The 17,700-nt window shown below is 56.3% G+C and carries 17 protein-coding genes and 2 pseudogenes; 2 read left to right on the forward strand and 17 right to left on the reverse strand.

From position 1 onward, the window contains the following. Nucleotides 1–146: 146 nt before the first annotated feature. The 4 genes and pseudogenes from AMM33_RS20675 to AMM33_RS20690 all read right to left on the reverse strand — a co-directional run. Nucleotides 147–1,028 (reverse strand): annotated as a pseudogene (locus AMM33_RS20675) (GDP-mannose 4,6-dehydratase); the annotation flags it as partial. Nucleotides 1,029–1,120: 92 nt separating this feature from the next. After that, complete coding sequence (locus AMM33_RS20680) at nucleotides 1,121–1,711, reverse strand: AAA family ATPase (RefSeq protein WP_228768280.1); 591 nt, start codon at nucleotides 1,709–1,711, stop codon at nucleotides 1,121–1,123. A gap of 390 nt (nucleotides 1,712–2,101) precedes the next feature. After that, nucleotides 2,102–2,449, reverse strand: coding sequence for an HVO_A0114 family putative DNA-binding protein (locus tag AMM33_RS20685; protein WP_090143126.1), 348 nt, complete (start codon nucleotides 2,447–2,449; stop codon nucleotides 2,102–2,104). A 16-nt stretch (nucleotides 2,450–2,465) separates the two neighbouring features. Beyond that, the gene (locus AMM33_RS20690) at nucleotides 2,466–2,810 is read right to left on the reverse strand and encodes a toxin-antitoxin system TumE family protein (RefSeq protein WP_090143127.1); all 345 of its coding nucleotides are present in this window, start codon (nucleotides 2,808–2,810) and stop codon (nucleotides 2,466–2,468) included. Nucleotides 2,811–3,442: 632 nt separating this feature from the next. On the opposite strand from AMM33_RS20690, the gene AMM33_RS22210 reads away from it, so the two are divergent. After that, nucleotides 3,443–3,667, forward strand: a complete 225-nt coding sequence (locus AMM33_RS22210) for a hypothetical protein (RefSeq protein WP_194945619.1) — start codon at nucleotides 3,443–3,445, stop codon at nucleotides 3,665–3,667. A gap of 137 nt (nucleotides 3,668–3,804) precedes the next feature. On the opposite strand, the gene AMM33_RS20700 is transcribed toward AMM33_RS22210, so the two are convergent. From AMM33_RS20700 to AMM33_RS20710, 3 genes and pseudogenes are all read right to left on the reverse strand, one after another. Next, a complete protein-coding gene (locus AMM33_RS20700; RefSeq protein WP_090143129.1) occupies nucleotides 3,805–4,113 on the reverse strand; it encodes a HigA family addiction module antitoxin in 309 nt (102 codons plus the stop codon). A gap of 13 nt (nucleotides 4,114–4,126) precedes the next feature. Next, nucleotides 4,127–4,402, reverse strand: a pseudogene (locus tag AMM33_RS20705) (type II toxin-antitoxin system RelE/ParE family toxin). Between the two features lie 418 nt (nucleotides 4,403–4,820). After that, entirely contained in the window at nucleotides 4,821–6,773 is a 1,953-nt protein-coding gene (locus AMM33_RS20710; protein ID WP_090143130.1) for a polysaccharide biosynthesis protein, read from the reverse strand. A gap of 68 nt (nucleotides 6,774–6,841) precedes the next feature. Here AMM33_RS20710 and AMM33_RS22215 point away from each other — a divergent pair, with 68 nt between their 5' ends. Beyond that, complete coding sequence (locus tag AMM33_RS22215; RefSeq protein ID WP_194945620.1) at nucleotides 6,842–7,102, forward strand: hypothetical protein; 261 nt, start codon at nucleotides 6,842–6,844, stop codon at nucleotides 7,100–7,102. Between the two features lie 144 nt (nucleotides 7,103–7,246). Here the strand turns inward: AMM33_RS22215 and AMM33_RS20715 are convergent, their stop codons facing one another. The 10 genes from AMM33_RS20715 to AMM33_RS20760 all read right to left on the reverse strand — a co-directional run. After that, complete coding sequence (locus AMM33_RS20715) at nucleotides 7,247–8,482, reverse strand: DegT/DnrJ/EryC1/StrS family aminotransferase (RefSeq protein ID WP_090143131.1); 1,236 nt, start codon at nucleotides 8,480–8,482, stop codon at nucleotides 7,247–7,249. A gap of 9 nt (nucleotides 8,483–8,491) precedes the next feature. Then, nucleotides 8,492–9,148 carry an acetyltransferase gene (locus tag AMM33_RS20720; protein WP_090143132.1) on the reverse strand — a complete coding sequence of 219 codons (657 nt, stop codon included), beginning with the start codon at nucleotides 9,146–9,148 and terminating at the stop codon, nucleotides 8,492–8,494. A 48-nt stretch (nucleotides 9,149–9,196) separates the two neighbouring features. After that, entirely contained in the window at nucleotides 9,197–9,904 is a 708-nt protein-coding gene (locus AMM33_RS20725; protein ID WP_090143133.1) for a hypothetical protein, read from the reverse strand. Continuing rightward, a complete protein-coding gene (locus tag AMM33_RS20730; protein WP_228768281.1) occupies nucleotides 9,901–10,590 on the reverse strand; it encodes a hypothetical protein in 690 nt (229 codons plus the stop codon). Before AMM33_RS20730 ends, AMM33_RS20725 begins: the two co-directional genes overlap by 4 nt. After that, complete coding sequence (locus tag AMM33_RS20735) at nucleotides 10,587–11,201, reverse strand: hypothetical protein (RefSeq protein WP_228768282.1); 615 nt, start codon at nucleotides 11,199–11,201, stop codon at nucleotides 10,587–10,589. The genes AMM33_RS20730 and AMM33_RS20735 overlap by 4 nt, the downstream gene beginning before the upstream one ends. Before the next feature lie 79 nt (nucleotides 11,202–11,280). Further along, complete coding sequence (locus AMM33_RS20740) at nucleotides 11,281–11,889, reverse strand: sugar transferase (RefSeq protein ID WP_090143135.1); 609 nt, start codon at nucleotides 11,887–11,889, stop codon at nucleotides 11,281–11,283. Next, complete coding sequence (locus tag AMM33_RS20745) at nucleotides 11,886–13,103, reverse strand: glycosyltransferase family 4 protein (RefSeq protein ID WP_090143136.1); 1,218 nt, start codon at nucleotides 13,101–13,103, stop codon at nucleotides 11,886–11,888. Before AMM33_RS20745 ends, AMM33_RS20740 begins: the two co-directional genes overlap by 4 nt. After that, entirely contained in the window at nucleotides 13,100–14,737 is a 1,638-nt protein-coding gene (locus AMM33_RS20750) for a heparinase II/III family protein (protein WP_228768283.1), read from the reverse strand. Before AMM33_RS20750 ends, AMM33_RS20745 begins: the two co-directional genes overlap by 4 nt. A 236-nt stretch (nucleotides 14,738–14,973) precedes the next feature. Further along, nucleotides 14,974–17,115 carry a bi-domain-containing oxidoreductase gene (locus AMM33_RS20755; protein WP_090143138.1) on the reverse strand — a complete coding sequence of 714 codons (2,142 nt, stop codon included), beginning with the start codon at nucleotides 17,113–17,115 and terminating at the stop codon, nucleotides 14,974–14,976. Further along, the coding region (locus AMM33_RS20760) for a HisA/HisF-related TIM barrel protein (RefSeq protein WP_194945621.1) at nucleotides 17,112–17,700 on the reverse strand (589 nt) is incomplete at its 5' end. The genes AMM33_RS20755 and AMM33_RS20760, both read right to left, overlap by 4 nt.

The raw sequence follows: 17,700 nt of genomic DNA on the forward strand, positions 1-17,700 counted from the left end.
CACCTGCCCTCGACAAGGAGCCCACCGCTCCTCCGCATTCGGGGGTTTTGCCCCCATCACCCCTTCGGGGCGGCATCGCCTAGCTAAAGGTGCCCTTACGGATGGGCTTACAAAAGAAGAGCCGAACATTGCTTTATGGCAACAATCTAAGCGTATTGCTTGCTCACCCAATCCTTATAAGCCCCACTCTGCACGTTGCTCACCCACTCGGGATTAGCCAGGTACCACTCGACGGTTTTGCGGATACCGGTCTCAAACGTTTCGGCGGGCTTCCAGCCCAATTCGGCTTCGAGCTTGCGGGCATCGATGGCGTAGCGGCGGTCGTGGCCGGGGCGGTCGGTCACGTAGGTGATCTGGCTGGCGTAAGTACCGCCATCGGCTTTGGGGCGCATCTCATCTAGCAGCTGGCAGATGGTTTGCACGATCTCGATGTTGGGCTTTTCGTTCCAGCCGCCCACGTTGTAGACCTCACCCAAGCGCCCGGCTTCGAGCACGCGGCGGATCGCACTGCAGTGGTCTTTGACGTAGAACCAGTCGCGGATTTGCATACCGTCGCCATACACCGGCAAAGGCTTGCCCGCCAAGGCGTTGACGATCATGAGCGGGATGTGTTTTTCGGGGAAGTGGTAGGGCCCGTAGTTGTTGCTGCAGTTGGTGGTGAGCACAGATGCAATAGCCTGAAAACGCACGAATTGCTTGTTGTCGTTTTTCAGTTTGCCATCTAGCGAATCCGCCATCGTCAATGCATCGAAATAGCTTCCGTGATCGTCGCGATCAAAAACAGCGTACACCTGCTCGAAAGTGCGCGGCTGGATGTTCTTGTGCTTGTGCTTGTGCTTGTGCTTGTGCTTGTGCTTGTGCTTGTGCTTGTGCTTGTCGCCGAATTCGAACAGTTCCCTTGCGTACTGCACCACCTGTATGGGGGCGGTGCCGAGCTCGCTGGGTCGAACTTCAACATTGGCCGTGTGCAACCGGTAGGCCTGCCTGATTTCGCCGAAATAGTTGGGCTCAGTCTTGCTACCTTCAGAGACGATGAGGATGCGGTCATAGCTGGCTCTTCGCGCCAGTTTGCGTTCGAGCTGCTGACGTTGGCGTTCTTTGGGGGAATTGTCGCGCGCCATCAGTGATTCACCCCCAGCGTGTGATTGAGGAAGGGAATGCCGCCATAGCGCCCCATCAAATAACCACGCTCGAGGGCCTCGTTTTTGCGCGGGCTGAATTCCGACAGACTCACCAGTTCTGAGGCCTGATCACGATCTTTCTCCACGAACCATATCTGGTCACGCCGGAACAGATCCGGGGCATCCAGCAGCGAGGTGTCGTGGGTGCTCAAGATCAACTGCGCACCGCCCGTATTGGTTTCGGGACGGTGAAACAACCGCACGAGCTCACGCACCAACAGGGTATGCAAGCTGGTGTCCAACTCATCGATCACCAGCGTCAGCCCCTTGCGCAGGATGTCCAGCACCGGGCCGGTGAGGAACAACAGGTTTCTTGTACCGTTGGAGTCATCCATCAGGTCAAAGACGGCTCGGCCCTGCTCGGTCACGTGGGAGAAACGCAGCTGGTGCTCTTCGACCTCCTCATTGCGCACTTCGGTCTTGCCGACGATGAGATCAAAATGCACAGCCTGTCCCGGCACCTTGCGCGTGACCACCTCGATGTCCGCAATGCTGATTAATCCCGCAAGCGAAAAGCCTGTGGTCCACAAGCGTCTGATCGCCAGCAGGGCTAGCTCCCACAAGGTGCAAGGTTGAAGTCACCCTGCAAACTTCACAGGGCCGGATCAATAGATCAGTACCCATGATGCTTGCAGTCCCACTCCGTCATTGCGAGCGATGCGCGGCAATCCAGTGCCAGGACAAGCGCAGGTGCTGGATCGCCGCGTCCCGCCGCGTCGCAGGCTCCTCGCGGCTAAAGGCAAGCACCTCGCGATGACGGAACCAATTCATTGCGCCCCCCGCCCCGTCGTTGCGAGCGAAGGGTGGCAATCCAGTGCCAGGATAAGTTCACCTGCTGGATACGCCGTCACCCGGCAACCCACCGCCGCGAACTCGTTCATTGAGCGGGGCATGCGTTATCGGAACCCCATTAATTCTTGTCAGGCAACGATACGAAAGTTCGTTCCCTTCACGATCGGACGAACGTGCCTGTTCTCACGTTTCATTTCAACAAATCCGTAGTTGGACATTGTTTTCAATGTTCGAGAAAGGTTACCTGGCTTGCGCCCAGTGATGTCAGCCAAAGAGGAAATTGACTGTGGTTTGGAATCCTGAATGACTTTGAGCAAAGCGCGGTTGTCATCACTCAAAACCTCTGCCAACGATCTCATAGATGTGAACCATATTTTGGGGTCGGATGATTTTGGCTTGTAATCGCCACGAGCGATAGACAACATCCGCTCGCGAATTTTCTCTTGCGACAAGATTCCAACAACGATTGTCTTCATGACTTCCTAGCCTCCTTCAACACAGATCGACTTCCACAAAAAAGTCGGATAACAATTGCTGTGCATCCTTGAACTCATAAGGCACACCCTTATCGCTGACATGACGATGTTTGTGGTCATACGGCAACTTTGTCCCGGCATACTTGAATTTTTTGGGAGGCTTCACCGCATGGGCATTGTCGTATCCAAGAATTCGTTTGCCATAGGGCTCGTGCAGAGTCAGTGCATAACGAACCCCATGCGGAATGTCCTTTGAAACTGGGACAACCCAAGCCTCGAACTTGACCCAATACCCGTCTCCCTGATCAATGATCTGATCATGGAGATCGATGAGAGTGGTTATGCCAAGATCATCACGCATCTAATGAATGTATCATCTGATGATAAAGTTTTCAATAGGCATTCCTCACCAGCATCTCCTGCAAATCGAGGTCCCACATACAACAAAGCCACCCAAAGGCGGCTTTTCGTCATTGCTCCCCCACCCCGTCATTGCGAGCGAAGCGTGGCAATCCAGTGCCCGAACAAGCTCAGCTGCTGGATCTCCGCGTCGCAAGCTCCTCGCGATGACGAAACCAAGTCATTGCGCCCCCCATCCCGTCATTGCGAGCGAAGCGTGGCAATCCAGTGCTCGAACAAGCTCAGCTGCTGGATCGCCGCGTCGCAAGCTCCTCGCGATGACGGATTCATAGATAGCCGCAGCCTCCACGTCATTGCGCCCCCACCCCGTCATTGCGAGCGAAGCGTGGCAATCCAGTGCTCGAACAAGCTCAGCTGCTGGATCGCCGCGTCGCAAGCTCCTCGCGATGACGGAACCAATTCATTGCGCCGCCCCTCCCCGTCATTGCGCGCCCCCACCCCGTCATTGCGAGCGAAGCGTGGCAATCCAGTGTGTGGTCAAGCTCCGCAGCTGGATCGCCGCGTCGCAAGCTCCTCGCGAAGACGGACTCATAGATCGCCGCCGCCCCCTGCAAGAAAAAAAAAGGCTGGGTGATGGCAGACATTAATTTGGAGAAAACAAACATAGGGAAATTTTTCAGAGCGCACAAACAACAAAAGAGCCATCTGGCTCTTTTGTTTTCAAACAATTGGGATCTGACCCCGATAAATATTGCCCGCTGGGAGGATTTTGTAGGAGCTTGCCCTGCAAGCGAAAAGCCTGTGGTCCACAAGCGTCTGATCGCCAACAGGGCTAGCCCCCACAAGGTGCAAGATTGAAGTCGCCCTACAAACTTCACAGGGCCGGATAAATAACATGGCTGCAAAACAATTGGGATCTGACCCCAATTAATCTTGGGCGCCAGAAACGACGAAAGGGCCAGCAGGCCCCTTCGTGTTGCGCCGTCAACTGGCGTTCAAGCCAACGAAACACCGCCCATGGGCATCACCGTTTTGAGGATGGTCTTGAGCATCGACTGCTCGGCCACTTTGAGGTCATAACTTTGCTGCAAATTGAGCCACGACTGCGCATCCCCACCAAAGTAACGGGCCAAACGCAATGCCGTATCTGGAGACACGCCGCGTCGACACAACACAATATCGTTCATTCGAGACGGCGTCACATGAAGCGCCTTGGCCAACGCATTGACACTCAAGCCCAAGGGCACGAGGTATTCCTCTTTGAGGACCTCCCCAGGATGAATGGCGCGCATTTGATTTTTCATAAAAACTCCAAACTCAGTGGTCATCCAAAATCTCCACACTCATCGGGCCACGCTCAGTCCAGACAAAGCAAATGCGAAACTGATCATTGACCCGGATGCTGTGCTGCCCAGCACGATCACTGCGCAAAGCCTCTAACCTGTTGCCAGGTCAATGCAAAAACTCCAGAGATGCGGCACTGTCGAGCATCTGCAACTTGCGTTCAACAAGCGTTTTCATCGCATTGAACCGCTTGACCTTACCGCCCTCAAAAAGGGCTCTGGTGTCAGCGCATGCAAATGAGATGATCATGACTTAGATTTTATACCGATGATCGGTAAACGACACCCCACGACCACACACTACTGGATCGCCGCGTCCCCCGCGTCATTGCGCCCCCACCACGTCATTGCGAGCGCAGCGTGGCAATCCAGTGCCCGAACAAGCTCAGCTGCTGGATCGCCGCGTCGCAAGCTCCTCGCGATGACGGAACCAAGTCATTGCCCCCCCCTAATTGCGAGCGAAGCGCGGCCATCTAGTGTGTGTTCAAGCTCAGCAGACAAAACGCCGCCCCACCCCACACAGCCAGCAAAACAGGGGCTGGCTGATGGCAGACATCAGTTTGAAGAAAACGAACAGAGGCACATTATTCAGGGCCCAAAAACGACAAAAGAGCCAATTGGCTCTTTTGTCGACAAGCAATCAGGTGCTGACTGCCAACTTCAAACAGTCATGCCACTTTTTCAGACTCCAACCACACCCAATCGACCCAGCTTCCGTCGGGCTGATAGCCCGGCACCAAATCCTTGAGCAAACTGCGAATCATGCGCACATCATTCTCATCCAGAGCCGAATTCAAAGCTGTCAATTTTTGCTGCAACACATCCCAAGGCAAAAAGTCTTCGTGCGCCTTCATGATGCGGCGATGCATTGTTGGCAATGGGTTATCGCCGATGAGCAACTCTTCATAAAGTTTTTCTCCAGGTCTCAAGCCGGTCACTTTGATCTCAATATCCCCATTCGGATGATCGGCGTCTTGAACCGTTAAGCCCGACAACTCCACCATGCGCTTGGCCAAATCCAGAACCTTCACGGGCTCGCCCATATCCAGCACAAACACATCGCCGCCTGAAGCCATGGCGCCTGCCTGAATCACCAACTGTGCGGCTTCGGGAATCGTCATGAAATATCGCGTAATGCGCGCATCCGTCAAGGTGATCGGACCCCCTTGCTCGATTTGCTTGCGAAACAACGGCACCACCGACCCCGAAGAACCCAAGACATTGCCAAACCTGACCATACTGAACCGCGTCTTGCCGTTGCGAGCTGCCATCACCGCAGCATGAGACTGCAACACCATCTCAGCCAAACGTTTGCTCGTGCCCATCACATTGGTCGGGCGCACCGCCTTGTCGGTGCTGATCAAAACAAAATCACTCACCCCATGCAAGGCACATTGCAACGCAGTGATCAAAGTCCCTTGCACATTGTTTTTAACGCCTTCGGCCGGGTTGTGCTCAACCAATGGCACATGTTTATAAGCAGCCGCGTGATAAACCGTATCGGGCTTCCAGGTGGCCAAAATTTCACCCATTCGCACCGCGTCGCGCACATTTGCCAGCAAAGGCACCAAGATCACATCATTTTCTGTGTCTGAGTCGCCATCCGCATCGGTCGCATTCTCTAACTCATGCGCGATGGCGTACAACGCAAATTCAGTCAACTCCACCAACAATAAAACCGTTGGTCGCAACAAAACTATTTGGCGGCACAGCTCCGAGCCAATAGAGCCCCCGGCCCCAGTGACCATGACCACCTTGCCGCGAATATTCTTGTCCAACAGTTGCGCGTCGGGCTGCACCGTATCGCGCCCCAACAAATCCTCAATCTCCAACTCGCGCAAATCAGACACATTCACCCGCCCATGCGCCATGTCCATCAAGCCTGGCAGCGTACGCACCTTCAGCTTGTATTGACGCAACACATTCAAAATCTCATAGCGCTGAGTACGACTGGCCGAAGGAATCGCCAACAACACCAACGAGACATGGTGCACAGCCACCACGTCAGGTAAGTCATTTACACCGTAAACACGAACACCATTGATCACACGATCTTGCAACTGGACATCATCATCCAAAAACCCCACCAACCGCATCTCATTGCTGTTGCGCAGTGCGGCCGCCAATTGCCGCCCAGCTGACCCTGCCCCATAAATCAATACCGCTTGGCCGCCCTGCTTGCCCAACATGTTGCGGTACAAACCACCCAACCAATACCGCACAAAAGCACGACTCAAACCCACAAACACCAGCAACAACAAAGGCTGCATGACACCCACTGAACGAGGAATTCCGGGCACGCCCACCACCGTCACCACCGTCATGAAAACCAAACCATAAACGCTCATGGCCTGAACAATCGCCATGACGGCACTCGCGCCTGAATAACGAAAAATCGCTCTGTAAAACCCAGCGTTGACAAACAAAGGCAAAGCCAGCGCTACGGCCCCCACCCCCGCCCAAAACAAAGGCCCCCTCAAAGGCACCCATGCTTCAAACCGCAAACTGGCAGCCAAATGCAGCGACAGCAAACACAGCAATGCATCCACCCACAAGGCCAAAACCTGTTTGAACCAACGCGGCCATGACAGCAATAAAGAAGGAAGACGGTTAAGCAACATATGGATTTGGCACTGAATGCCCAATGAAGGCGAACGAGACCCACCCCCCGCATTGCGCAGAGAGAAAAATGAAAACAATGAATGCATGCACGGGCTTGCCGCGCTGCGCTCGCAATAACAAGAGCGAGCAGAAAACGAAAAAAATGCCCTCATCGCGAGGAACCGCCTTTAGTCGCGAGGAGCGCAGCGACGTGGCGGGACGTGGCGATTCAGCTACAGCGCCTGCACAAGCACTGGATTGCCGCGCTCCGCTCGCCATGACAAGACTTGAGCTGGATTGCTGCGCAACGCTGCAGCCAAACTTATTGATCCGGCACACTGAAGTCTGAGCAGTGTGTTATCAATGAGGAGGATTTTGTGGGAGCTTGCCCTGCAAGCGAAAAGCCTGTTGTCCACAAGCGTCTGATCACCAGCTGGGCTGGTTCCCACAAGGTGCAAGATTGAAGTCACCCTGCAGACTTCAAAGGGCCGAATCAATAGCTGCCAGCCAACGCCATGACCTTCTCAATGGCTGAGCAGGTCTTTTGAATTTCTTCTTCTGTCAGCGTGGGGTGAACCAAAAACATCACCGATGTCTCACCCAACTCTTTGGCCTCCGGCAACCGAGACTCAGGCCGCCAGCCGGTGCCGTCAAACGCCTTTTCCAGATACACCTCGGAGCAAGAGCCCTGAAAACAAGGCACGCCCTCGGCATTGATCGCCTCGATGATGCGGTCACGCGACCACCCCGCCTGAAGTGACTCGGGTTTCACATAAACATAGCACTTGTAATGCGCATGAAGGCAAGGCTTATCGTCATTGCGAGCACAGCGTGGCAATCCAGTCCCCGCGCCACCACAATCGACACACCGAAAATTCGGCACCCTCAGCGCCTCAAACTTTCGGCAAGCCGCCCAAATGGCCTCGGCATTGCGCGTGCGCAAAGCCGTCCAACCAGCCATGCGCCCCAACTGAATGCGCCCCAACACCGCCTGCATCTCCAGCATGCGCCAATTGGTGCCAAAACTCTCGTGCAACCACCTGAAGCCCGGTGGATGCTGCCGTTCATACACCGCCTCGTAACTCTTGCCATGGTCCTTGAACGACCACATGGCCCGCCACAAAGCTTCGTCATTTGTGGTGACTATGCCCCCCTCGCCGCCCGTGGTCATGATCTTGTCCTGGCAAAAACTCCAGGCCCCCACATGCCCAATGCTGCCCACAGGTCGCCCCTTGTAGCGTGCCCCATGCGCCTGGGCGCAATCCTCAATCACCTTAAAGCCACGCTCAGCAGCCAGCGCCATGATCGGGTCCATGTCGCACGGCCAACCCGCCAAATGCACGCACACCACCGCCTTGGTGCGGGGCGACAAAACAGCCGCAATCGTGCGGGCCGACACATTGCCGCTGTCCGCCTCCACATCAGCAAAAACAGGCACTGCACCCGCATTGACCACACACGAAATCGAAGCAATGAAGGTGCGCGGTGTCACCACCACCTCATCGCCTGGCCCCACGCCCAAAGCCTTCAGCGCCACATCGAGCGCCAGCGTGCCATTGGCCAGCGCCACGGCATAGGCCGTGCCGCACCAAGCAGCAAACTCTTTTTCAAACTCGCGGGTCTCGGTGCCCGTCCAATAGTTCACCTTGTTGGACATCACCACGCGTTGCACCGCGTCGGCCTCTTCGGGGGTGAAACTGGGCCAGGGGGAAAAAGGAGTGTTCAGCATGTTGTCTCTTCAGTTTTTGATTAAAGGCCGCGCCGGATTGCCCACCACCGTCACGCCCGGTGGCACGCTCTTGGTCACCACCGCGCCCATGCCCACCACCGCACCACGGCCAATGACCAAAGGCGCACCGGGCACGCCCTGCTTGATCACCGCACCCGTGCCAATGTAGGCATGGTCTTCAATGTGCACATTGCCGTTGCACATCACGCCTGGGGCAAAAGTCACATAGTCGCCAATCACGCAGTCGTGTTCCACATAGCTGTAAATGTTGGCGTGAAAATGCTGGCCTATGCGGATGTTGCTGGTCAGCGTGACAAACGGACACAACACTGCGCCATCGCTCAGTTGCACATCGTCCAGCTGCACCACATTGGCCGCACGCGCCTCGAAAAACTGCACGCCATCGGCCGCGCATCGCTCCACCAACTTCTGGCGCACTTGGCTGTTGGCAATCGCCACATTCATGTGGCGACTGCTGGCAGGCTCGGCCAACCATTGGGCATAAGCCAACACCCGCTGCCCGTTGACCACAGGCGCTGGCGGGTGGTCGTCCACAAACACCAAATCGGCATCGCCCGCCGCCAAATCGGCCTGCAACTGCTGGCGCACCAAAGGCAACACGCCACGGCCACAACCACTGGCCCCAAAAATGGCAAAACGTTTCATGATTCAGACCCGAACAACAGAACAGTAAAACCGCTAGAAAAAAGAAACTCAGCGCCGCACGAAAATCTGAAAATTGTCGAGATCTGACGCCACAACAGATGCCGCCTCAGACTTGGCATCCATTGCACCGAGCTGCAAACAACTGGCGTCATCGTCCAGCGCCGGCCAAAGCACACCCAAGCTGCCATGCTCAAGCCAAAACCCATCAGTAGCCAAACACAAGGTATGCCCGCCAGCCTCAAAGTGCAACAACTCGGGCAGGTGAAAACGCTTGGCATTCCAGCACCGCGTCAACAAGTGGCGCTGGGGCAGTCTGGCGTGGTGCTCGTCAAACGTCTGGCCCAAGGCATTGGCCAAAGTGTGCACCGGGGACAACCACAACACCTGCTCAATCGCCCCGCCCGGATCCATCAACCCCACCCTGCAATCACCACACACCAGAGCCCAAACCGCCCCTGTGCTTGACCGCACCGCCAAGGCATAGCTGGCCGTTTCGTGCAAATACCGTAAGCGCGATTGCGTATGAAAAACCCGCAAAGCCTGGCTCAGCTTTTCAGGATCGAGGGCACGCCCGCCCTGCGCTGCATCCAACACCACAGCCACCAGTTCACGCGCCAAAGCCTGTCCGTGCGCACCCTGCTGCGAAGCATCCACCACCACGCCCACGTCAAAAAACTCGGCCTGAATGCAGCCCCCTTGGTCCCGGTTATCAGCACAGCCCCGCCCCCGCTGGCTCGTCCACTGAACAAGGCTCAAGCAGCCATCCCCACCAAAGTCTCCAGCCGCTCAAAAATCAAACGCTCACGCCCGGCGTCATTGCCCGCAGCGCTGGTCACCGCATAAGAAAACGGCACCAACGGCATCAAACGCCGCAGCTCAGTCGCCACAAACGAACGAAGCTCAAGGCTTGCCGTTTGCAAATCTTGAACCAACTCGGCCCGTCCATCGACCAAGGTCAAAATATCCTCAATGTCGCGGCTGCCCAGCGGATCATTGTTGCCCCGGCCCAGATAAGCCTCCAACTTGGTCGCCACAAAAAACGCGGGCGTCAACAAGCGAATCACCTGCCCATCGGGCAAAGCAAACGGCAAGGCCGAATGCAAAGCCTGCGCATACCAGCGGTTGGTAAAGCCCAACACCGCCACATCGTCAGGCATGAAATCCACGCGCAACTGCCCCAGCCGCATGGCACAAATCGGCGCATCGTCTTCCATCGAATGCGAAAAACCACAACCCACCAACTGCGCCTGCAAACTGGCCAAACCCACATGCCCCACCACATGAACGATCAAATCCACATCATCGGTGTGCCGCACCTGCTGCTTGCTGAATGCATCGGTCAGCAGCAAGCCTGTGGTGCAACCACCCACAAACGCCACCTTCGCCAACAAATCAGGCCCCAGCGCCCTGGCCACCACGGCGATCATGTCCACATGGTTCACGCAGCCACCGCCATCCTGTCCGCCAACATCTGAGCGGCCAATGCCTGTTCACGCGGTTTGCCCACGCGCAAGGCATCGGTCAAAGCCAGCAAGTCATACAACACCGGGTCACGTCGCACCGACATCGGCACCGACTTGAACAACGGCTCCACCGACTGGCCCATGCAACTGCCCGCCGCATCCGACCACACCGGCACCAAGTCACCGGCCGACATCAGCTTATCGGCCAACACCGGCGCACCTACCGCTGTCGGAATACCCCGCGTCAACTCGCCCAACCTGGCCGGAAACACATACCGAATGCCATGCACCAAAAACTCATACAGCCCCGCCCGGTTAACCACTGGGCAACCCGTATACCGATCGGTCTTGAGCAAGCCCACATCTGTGCACCGCTTGAGCGCGTTCGCCACCTCCGACTTGCTCACGCCCGTGCTGTCGGCCAAGCCCCGCACGCTGTAATCTTCTGGCGAAAGCAAAGGCTCAGCCTGCACCACCAAACCTGAAAGATCTGCATCCTCCTTCAGTGGCAAGCCTGCCCCACCAGCCTTCAGCGTCAAGCTTGCGAGCGGGCCGTGCGCCAGCTCCTGGCTCAACAACTTCAGCAGCAAAAAAATATCCTGACTTTTCACGGTAAGCGCTCCTTTTGTCCACAGTCCATGGACAAAGGACATTGAAGCGACTTCAGAATCACTTGTCAAGACCCAGAGACTTCGGCCCCTCAAACCTCGGCATCGTCGCCTCGCCAGCCGCGCTGATTCCATCGCGCATCAATACCTTGCGCACAGTCAGCCACAAAATGCGCACATCCAGCCACAGGCTGCGGTGGTCCACATACCAAACGTCCAGCGCAAACTTGTCGGCCCAGCTGATCGCGTTGCGGCCATTGATCTGCGCCCAACCCGTGATGCCTGGGCGTACTTCGTGGCGGCGGGCCTGGACTGACGAATAGAGCGGCAAATACTCCATGAGCAATGGACGCGGCCCCACCAGACTCATCTCGCCACGCAACACATTCCACAGCTCGGGCAACTCGTCCAGGCTGCTGGCGCGCAAAAAGCGGCCGAAAGGCGTGAGCCGCTGTGCATCGGGCAGCAAAGCGCCATTGACATCACGCGCATCCGTCATGGTGCGGAACTTGACCATGCGGAACGGCTTACCCTGCAAACCTGGGCGCACTTGGGTAAACAACACTGGGCTGCCCAACTTGCGGCGCACCTGCCAAGCAAGAGCCAGAAGTGGCACTGCAAGCACGAGAAGACCACAAGCGGAAAGAAGTATGTCGAACAACCGCTTCATGCTTTTGCCCCCGTTACCCAGTCAACCCAACGATCTGCCAGCAAATGGCGATCAAACTGGTCTTGCGCCAATTTCCGACCTCGCCGTCCCATTTCTTTCAGAGCATTTCGGTCAGCTGCTGCGCACTCCAATGCATCGGCAAACGCTGCCGCATCGTCCGGGGTCACTGCAAATCCGCAGCTGTTTTCGTCGATCATGTCGGCCAGCCAACCAGGGTAGTTGTTCAAGACGGGCAGGCCTGCTGCAATGTAGTCAAAGAACTTGTTGGGCGAAGTGCCAAAGTAAAAGGCCGGCACATTGGCCAAGACCTGCAAGCCCAAGTCAGTAGCGGCCATCAGACTTGCCAACCTGGTCTTGTTCACCGGATCGTGAAACACCACGTTATCTAACGCCTCACGCGCAGCCCGCGCCTGCAAGGCGGGCTTCAGCTTACCGTTTCCAATCAGCACCAGCTTGATGTCCCCGCGCCCACGACGCTTCAATTCTGCTGCAGCCTCCAAGACCGCGTCCAACCCATTGGCCATGCCGTGTGTTCCTGCAAACACCGCCATCAGGTCCGTTGGGGCAACGCCTTCAGGCCTCCAGGGTGTCGCATCCTGTGCAAACAAATCAAGGTCGCAACCGTTAGGCACCAACGCTACGCGTTCGCGTTGCACCCCTCGATGCATGATGCCTTCCACAATCCCTGGCGACAGCCCAACCAGCGCATGCGCCGATCGGTAGCTGGCCCATTCCAGCACACCCATTGCCCACAGCACCACAGGATTGCGGATCACGCCCATGGCCCGTGGCAGTTCGGGCCAGAGATCGCGCACCTCAAAGACAAATGTCTTACCCCTCAACCAACGCGCCACGATGCCCGGTATTCCGGCAGTCAAAGGCGTGGTGGTGGCAAACACCAAGTCATAGGGCTCACGCAAAGCAAGCATCACACTGCGCAGTGCAAACTTCATGAAAGTCCATGATCGCTTCAAAAGACCGTCGTGGTTGGAATAGGCGAGATCAAACTCCACGACGTCAATACCGTCTACCGAGCCACGGCGCACGCCTTTGCTGTAGGGGCTACTCAACCCTGTATTACCGCCAGAAAAACTGCCGCACACCATCGTGACCTGATGCCCGCGTTCAATCAGCTTGCGTGCCATGGCGTAAGAGCGTATTGCCCCCGCGCCATAAGGCGTCACAAAGTGTTGGTGAAAATACAAAACTTTCATGTTGTCCAGTGGTATTGGGTCGTCAGCAGGCCCGGCTGTGCAATCTCTAGTTCCAGCACAGGAACAGGTGTTTTCTCAAGGTAATGCAGCGACTCCCAACCTTGCACAACTTCACAGCGCACGATTTGCACATCCGAGGTGATCGTCAACACATCACCAACGTCATTACGTATGCACCTGATGTTCTGATCACCCATCTCGACCGGTTTGTCTAGCAACCACTCTTGGGGCGAAAGACGCCAACGCAACACAGCACGCCTCTTGAATCCATGTACTTGGTCGCGCACACACAGCTGGCCGTCCTGCAGCTGCACTTGACGGTGGTGTCGCGCCCCTTGGCCGTCGCAATAGCCTGCACCAACCCGAACGCCGTCATTGTTGGTGACCAGCGGTTCAAATTCCTCAGTGCGGAGCCAGTCGCCCAACAAGAATCGGCTCAGTCGCGGCATCTGCTCACGATCGTCAAACTGCACGGTGTTGTGCCCAGTGACCCCGCCGAAATATGTCTGCCATTGGGGTTCGCTGTTGTAACTGTATGAGCCCGCATCCCTTAGGAGCGGCTTGCCGTCGAGCCACAAATCAAGGTGCAGCGCGTCCGCTTGGCTGGGTCTGAAACGAAAACGAGGGTAGCGCAGCAACGCCATGGCTTTGCCTTGGCGCATCACAGCAAACCCACCGTCATCCGCTTGCAAATTGCCCGGTTTGGGCATAACGGCATCTGGCAACGCCACGCCAACCCATCGAGCGGCGTGATCCCAAGGCCCCGGTGTATCGTATGCCCGTTGCCCACCAAACAGGACCATCGCTAATTGAACGCTTGGTCTGTAGTCACGGTAGCTTGAATTGGTCAACTGCAACAGTCGAGCGCCATCGTTTGCCCCCACATTGGGTCCGTCCCCGGTGTTTGGATCGATCAACGCATGCAGCCACTTCGCAGCGGCCAACGCCCGGCCGCGTAAGCTTTGGCTGAACACGGGAAGATCTAAATGGAGACGCCAGCATTCAGCCATGCTGAGCGTATCCATCATCAATCGGTGGTAGTTCAGTGAATACTGGCTGAATGTGCCCTGCACACCAATCAGACGGTTGACACGATTTTCCAAAAGGCGACGGCCTGTCGCTGCCCAGCGGGCCCCCTGTGCATCACCCAGCAGCGCCAACCAACTGCCCCCCATGAACAGCGCCGCAGCCTCCGACGTCCCATGGTTGTTGTCTTGCGCCATGGCGTACTGCACCGTTGGCGCAATGCGCTGCAAGTGCAATCTGATCAATTCACGCAGACCAGACGATGCGTCATTCACTTGCCCCAGTAACAGTGCAGCACATGCGATGTGCATCACGCGCATGGAAGCTTCTTGACCACATTTCCAATTGGGCCCTTGATAGGGCGGGTTGTGACTACACCAGTCGGCCATCCAAGTGTTGAGTCGATCAACCGCACCGGATTCGCCCTGACGCACCCGTTGCGCCAACGCCAACACCCAGTCCATGCGTGAAAGCTCCCAAATCAGTTTGATATCGCCAACAGCGGGATCAAAGTCTGGGATCTGCCACCAAGGCCGCTCCGGGGCAGATATGCGCTGCCCTGTCAACGGGTTGGCCAGCCAATCCGGCGGCGCATCGGCCAGCGCCAAGGGCCAGTGGCTGAATATTCGGGCCGAACTTTGCCAATCGGTGACCACCGGCAGGGGCAGTGCATTCAGGCGTGACGGTTTAAAAAATGGCCCGGGAGGCACCGCACCATGCAGCCGACGTACTGGATTCACCCCCAGCCGCACACCCAGCCTGTAACCTACAGCGCGTGCAATGTTCGGAAGCCCTAGCGCTAACGCCGTACGTACCCTGGTCAACCCACTTGGCATGCTTTTGCTTACTGCTGGCGCAACAAGTTGGCCACTTCAATAGTGACCCGCGCCACCTCAAAGATCTCGTCATGAGGAATAGCAGGCGTGCCTGCTTGCACCGCCTGCAAAAAAGCAGCAGCGCAAGCATTCTGTCCTTTGTCCTGTTTCCAAAGATTCATCTTGCTAAAGCCCGGCCAACCATAGCCCTTGAGCTTGCGGAAGTTGTCCAACTGCAGCACGCGACCCGCTGCAAACACCTCCACACGCTCTTTTGGAAAACTTGCAGCCCCATTGGCCAAATAAAGGATCGTGCCAAACGAACCGTCTTCAAAACCCAATGTAATGGACACCTTGTCTTCGGTAATGACCATGCCAGGTGAATCCCCCATGCGCCGCGCCTGCACTGACACAATAGGGCTGTCGGCAAGAAAGCGCATGAGATCAATAAAGTGACAAGCCTCACCAATAATGCGGCCACCACCCACTGCGATGTCTTGAGTCCAATGGTTGGCAGGAATTGCCCCCGCATTCATCGTCATGATGAAACTTTTTGGCTCCTTTACCGGCACGAGAAGTGCCTTCATCTTCTGGACCTGGGGCGAAAAACGACGGTTAAACCCCACCATCACCTGTGGGCCGCCTAGGGCAACGCTGGCCTGCGCCGCATCGTAAGCCTGCCGCACGGTGTCCAGGCTATCTGAATCGATCGCCAGCGGCTTCTCAACAAACACATGTTTGCCCGCCTTCAGCGCCTGCGCCACAAAGCGGGCATGTGTATCGTGCCGAGTGACGATCGCCACTGTGTTGATCGATGTATCAGCCAGCAGTGCATCGATATCCGTAGATGCTTCAGCAAATCCAGCCTTTTCGCCGTGTATGACCCCATTGATGCCGCCCGCCGTAACAATGGTGTGAAACTGCGCACCCGCCGCTTTAAAAGCCGGGATCAACATGCGCGAAGCATAGTTGCCCGCACCAATAAAGCCCATTACCGGCCGCTGACTAGAGAACGATGAACCAGACTTGAGCGCAACACTTCGGACCATACGCAGTTCGCCTGGCGTGGTGTATTGCAACAACATCCCGAGTCCGGCCTTATCAGCTGTGAGCGCCTCGTATGCCTTGGGGGCATCTTCAAAAGCAAACCTGTGCGTGATCAGCGGCTTCACATCCAGTTGCCCACTGGCCATCATGTCCAGCACCGCTTCAAAGTTGCGCTTTTCCGTCCAGCGTACAAAACCTAGCGGGTAGTCCTGCCCCTTTTCTTCGTAAGCGGGGTCGTAACGGCCAGGTCCGTAGGAACAGCTAACTTGAAAGCTCAACTCTTTTTCGTAGAAATCGGCCCGATTCAGCTCGAGACCCGTCACGCCCACCAACACAATGCGCCCACGCTTGCGGCACATGCGCGCACCCTGCGTAACTGGATCGCTTGACTCGGTAGAGGCTGTAATGATCACACCGTCTACACCACTACCACGGCTGAACGCCATAGCTGCGGCCAATGGGTCTTCTCCGGCGCTCGGGTTACACGTCTGTGCACCGAACTGCCGCGCCAAGGTTAATTTTGCCTCGTCAAAGTCAATGGCCAACACACGGCACCCCTGCGCACGCAACAGTTGCACCGTCAACAACCCAATCAGGCCCGCACCAGTCACGACAAAGGCCTCACCGAGCGTAGGCTGTGCCAGCCGTATACCCTGCAGACCAATGCTGGCCACCACCACAAAAGCGGCAGACTCGTCGTCGACACTTTCTGGAATCAGGGCACACAAGTTTTTAGGCACCTTCACCACATCAGCATGCGGGCCGTTAGATACGACTCTTTCGCCAACCTTAAAGCCATTCACGGCAGCACCAACTTCGCTCACAACGCCAACGTTGCAATAACCTAGGGGAAGGGGTTGGGCCAGCTTGGAGCGCACCGCTTCAATCGTAGTCATCAAACCGTCGGTAGCCACCTTCTCAAGGACCATCTTCACTTTTTCTGGTTGCTGTCGGGCCTTTTCGAAATAGGATGCCTTACCAAAACCAACCAGCATGCGCTCGGTGCCAGCGGAGATCAATGAGGTAGAGGTATGGATCAATATGGTGCCACTGCTGCATTGAGGCGCAGGTGCTTCGGCAAGGGTTGTTCCACCGTTTGCCATATCTTGCAAGATTTGTTTCATGCCTTAGCCTGAGTAAAGAGCCGCGAAGGACGCGAGTAATTGATGAGAACAGCACGGTACTGGCCCTTAAATACAAAAAAGCTACCAGCTGCAGCGCCTACGACCCCCACCTCATCGATGAGTGCCTGCATGTGTTCAGTGCTACCGGCACCGCCAAGCATCGTCATCGGTGTATCAATCGCAGCTCGAATCTGCCGTGCTAGGCCGAGGTCGTAACCATCCATCTCACCGTCTCGATCAATGGAATTGATGACAATCTCACCCGCACCGAGTGCGACAGCCTGCTGACAAAACTCAAGCAATGGCACTTTCTGCTTCTGCTTTCCATTGTGCGTATAGATCGTGTAACCACCAAACAAGCGATTGGCCTTGACATCCAGTGTGACGACAACACTCTGCGCACCAATCGCCTCGGACATCTCTTTAATCAGCGCCGGGCGGGCCAGAGCTGCGGCACTGACAGACACTTTTTCAAAACCGGTGGCGACAATGCGTGCGGCCTGTTCGGCTTGCGTCACCCCCCCCGCGTAGCACAACGGCATACGAGATTCAACTTCCATGCTGTTTAACAGCTGCATATTGGGT

This window comes from Limnohabitans sp. DM1 (assembly GCF_001269385.1).
GTDB lineage: Bacteria > Pseudomonadota > Gammaproteobacteria > Burkholderiales > Burkholderiaceae_C > Limnohabitans_A.

What these genes read in the sequence shown, in the direction of transcription:
- AMM33_RS20685 (WP_090143126.1), bottom strand. Translation starts at nt 2,449, where the DNA reads ATGAAGACAATCGTTGTTGGAATCTTGTCGCAAGAGAAAATTCGCGAG.
- AMM33_RS20690 (WP_090143127.1), bottom strand. Translation starts at nt 2,810, where the DNA reads ATGCGTGATGATCTTGGCATAACCACTCTCATCGATCTCCATGATCAG.
- AMM33_RS22210 (WP_194945619.1), top strand. Translation starts at nt 3,443, where the DNA reads ATGGCAGACATTAATTTGGAGAAAACAAACATAGGGAAATTTTTCAGA.
- AMM33_RS20700 (WP_090143129.1), bottom strand. Translation starts at nt 4,113, where the DNA reads ATGAAAAATCAAATGCGCGCCATTCATCCTGGGGAGGTCCTCAAAGAG.
- AMM33_RS20710 (WP_090143130.1), bottom strand. Translation starts at nt 6,773, where the DNA reads ATGTTGCTTAACCGTCTTCCTTCTTTATTGCTGTCATGGCCGCGTTGG.
- AMM33_RS22215 (WP_194945620.1), top strand. Translation starts at nt 6,842, where the DNA reads ATGAAAACAATGAATGCATGCACGGGCTTGCCGCGCTGCGCTCGCAAT.
- AMM33_RS20715 (WP_090143131.1), bottom strand. Translation starts at nt 8,482, where the DNA reads ATGCTGAACACTCCTTTTTCCCCCTGGCCCAGTTTCACCCCCGAAGAG.
- AMM33_RS20720 (WP_090143132.1), bottom strand. Translation starts at nt 9,148, where the DNA reads ATGAAACGTTTTGCCATTTTTGGGGCCAGTGGTTGTGGCCGTGGCGTG.
- AMM33_RS20740 (WP_090143135.1), bottom strand. Translation starts at nt 11,889, where the DNA reads ATGAAGCGGTTGTTCGACATACTTCTTTCCGCTTGTGGTCTTCTCGTG.
- AMM33_RS20745 (WP_090143136.1), bottom strand. Translation starts at nt 13,103, where the DNA reads ATGAAAGTTTTGTATTTTCACCAACACTTTGTGACGCCTTATGGCGCG.
- AMM33_RS20755 (WP_090143138.1), bottom strand. Translation starts at nt 17,115, where the DNA reads ATGAAACAAATCTTGCAAGATATGGCAAACGGTGGAACAACCCTTGCC.